The sequence below is a fragment of the Nonomuraea sp. JJY05 genome (assembly GCF_043496855.1).
Classification (GTDB): Bacteria; Actinomycetota; Actinomycetes; order Streptosporangiales; family Streptosporangiaceae; genus Nonomuraea.
Genome location: NZ_JBIEIS010000117.1, coordinates 1 through 2,047, shown reverse-complemented (window position 1 = coordinate 2,047; position 2,047 = coordinate 1). Strand labels below are relative to the sequence as shown.

2 protein-coding genes are annotated in these 2,047 nt (G+C 70.1%); both read right to left on the bottom strand.

Annotation, left to right across the window (positions count from 1 at the left end; genetic code table 11):
• Positions 1-1,400 (bottom strand): aldehyde dehydrogenase family protein (locus ACFKCF_RS61505; protein ID WP_394506762.1); only part of this gene is annotated, 1,400 nt, incomplete at its 3' end.
• Between the two features lie 2 nt (positions 1,401-1,402).
• The coding region (gene deoC / locus ACFKCF_RS61500) for a deoxyribose-phosphate aldolase (protein WP_394506761.1) at positions 1,403-2,047 on the bottom strand (645 nt) is incomplete at its 5' end.

Below are 2,047 nucleotides of genomic sequence, written 5' to 3'. Positions count from 1 at the left end.
CCGTGCAGACCGCCCTCGCGGCCGTAGCCCGACTCCTTGTAGCCGCCGAAGGGCGAGGCGGGGTCGAACTTGTTGAAGGTGTTGGCCCAGACGACCCCGGCCCGTAGTTTGTCGGCCATCCACAGGATGCGGGAGCCCTTCTCGGTCCAGATACCGGCCGAGAGCCCGTAGGGGGTGTTGTTGGCCTTCTCCACCGCTTCGGCGGGGGTGCGGAAGGTCAGCACCGACAGCACCGGACCGAAGATCTCGTCCCGGGCGATCGTGTGCGACTGCGCCACCCCGGTGAAGATCGTGGGCGGGAACCAGAACCCGCGCTCGGGCAGCTCGCACGCCGGCGACCAGCGCTCGGCTCCCTCCGACTCGCCGAGCTGCGACAGCTCCTTGATCTTGGCGAGCTGTTCGGCCGAGTTGATCGCGCCGATGTCGGTGTTCTTGTCCAGCGGCTCGCCCACCCGGAGGGTGGCCAGCCGGCGTTTGAGCGCGGCCAGCAGCTCCTCCTGCACCGACTCCTGCACCAGCAGCCGCGACCCGGCACAGCACACGTGCCCCTGGTTGAAGAAGATCCCGTTGACGATCCCCTCCACCGCCTGGTCGATGGCGGCGTCCTCGAACACGATGTTGGCCGCCTTGCCGCCCAGCTCCAGGGTCAGCTTCTTGTCGGTGCCCGCCACCGCGCGGGCGATGATCCGGCCCACCTCGGTCGAGCCGGTGAAGGCCACCTTGTCGACATCCGGGTGGCCCACCACCGCCGCGCCGGTCTGGCCCGCGCCGGTCACGATGTTCACCACGCCGGGCGGCAGGTCGGCCTGCCGGCAGATGTCGGCGAACCACAACGCGGTCAGCGGCGTCGTCTCGGCCGGCTTGAGCACCACCGTGTTCCCGCACGCCAACGCCGGCGCGATCTTCCAGGCCAGCATCAGCAGCGGGAAGTTCCACGGGATCACCTGCCCGGCCACCCCCAGCGGCCTGGTGCCGAACCCGGCGTACTCCAGCTTGTCGGCCCAGCCGGCGTAGTAGAAGAAGTGCGCCGCCACCAGCGGCACGTCCACATCGCGCGACTCGCGGATGGGCTTGCCGTTGTCCAGCGACTCCAGCACGGCCAGCTCGCGGGCCCGCTCCTGGATGATCCGCGCGATCCGGAAAAGGTATTTGGCCCGCTCGGCGCCGGGCAGCGCCGACCAGACACCGAACGCCTTACGCGCCGCCTGCACGGCCCGGTCGACGTCATCGGAGGAGGCGGTGGCGACCTCGGCCAGCGTCTCCTCGGTCGCCGGGTTGATCGTCTTGAACGGGGTGCCGGAGCCGTCGGCGAACTCGCCGTCGATGAACAGCCCGTACGACGCCTTGATGTCGACGACGTCGCGCGACTCGGGCGCGGGAGCGTACTCGAAGATCGCCATCATCAGTCCAGGGTGAAGTAGTCGGGACCGGCATACCGGCCGGTGGCCAGCTTCTGCCGCTGCATCAGCAGATCGTTCAGCAGCGAGGAGGCGCCCAGCCGGAACCAGTCCGGCGACAGCCAGTCATCACCGGCCGTCTCGTGCACCAGCACCAGATTCTTGATCGCGTCCTTGGTGGTGCGGATGCCGCCCGCGGGCTTGACGCCCACCTGCCGGCCCGTCACCTGGCGGAAGTCCCGCACCGCCTCCAGCATGATCAGCGTCACCGGCAGCGTCGCGGCCGGGGCCACCTTGCCGGTGGAGGTCTTGATGAAGTCGGCGCCGGCCAGCATCGCCAGCCACGAGGCGCGCCGCACGTTGTCGTAGGTGGCCAGCTCGCCGGTCTCCAGGATCACCTTCAGGTGCGCGCCGCCGCAGGCCGCCTTGACCGCGACGATCTCCTCCCACACCTTCAGGTAGCGGCCGGACAGGAACGCCCCCCGGTCGATCACCATGTCGATCTCGTCGGCGCCCGCCGCCACCGCCAGCGCGGTGTCGCTCACCTTGACCTCCAGCGAGGAGCGGCCGCTGGGGAAGGCGGTGGCGACCGAGGCCACCTTGACGCCCGTCCCGGCCAGCGCCCGGACGGCCACCTCGACCAGGTCGGG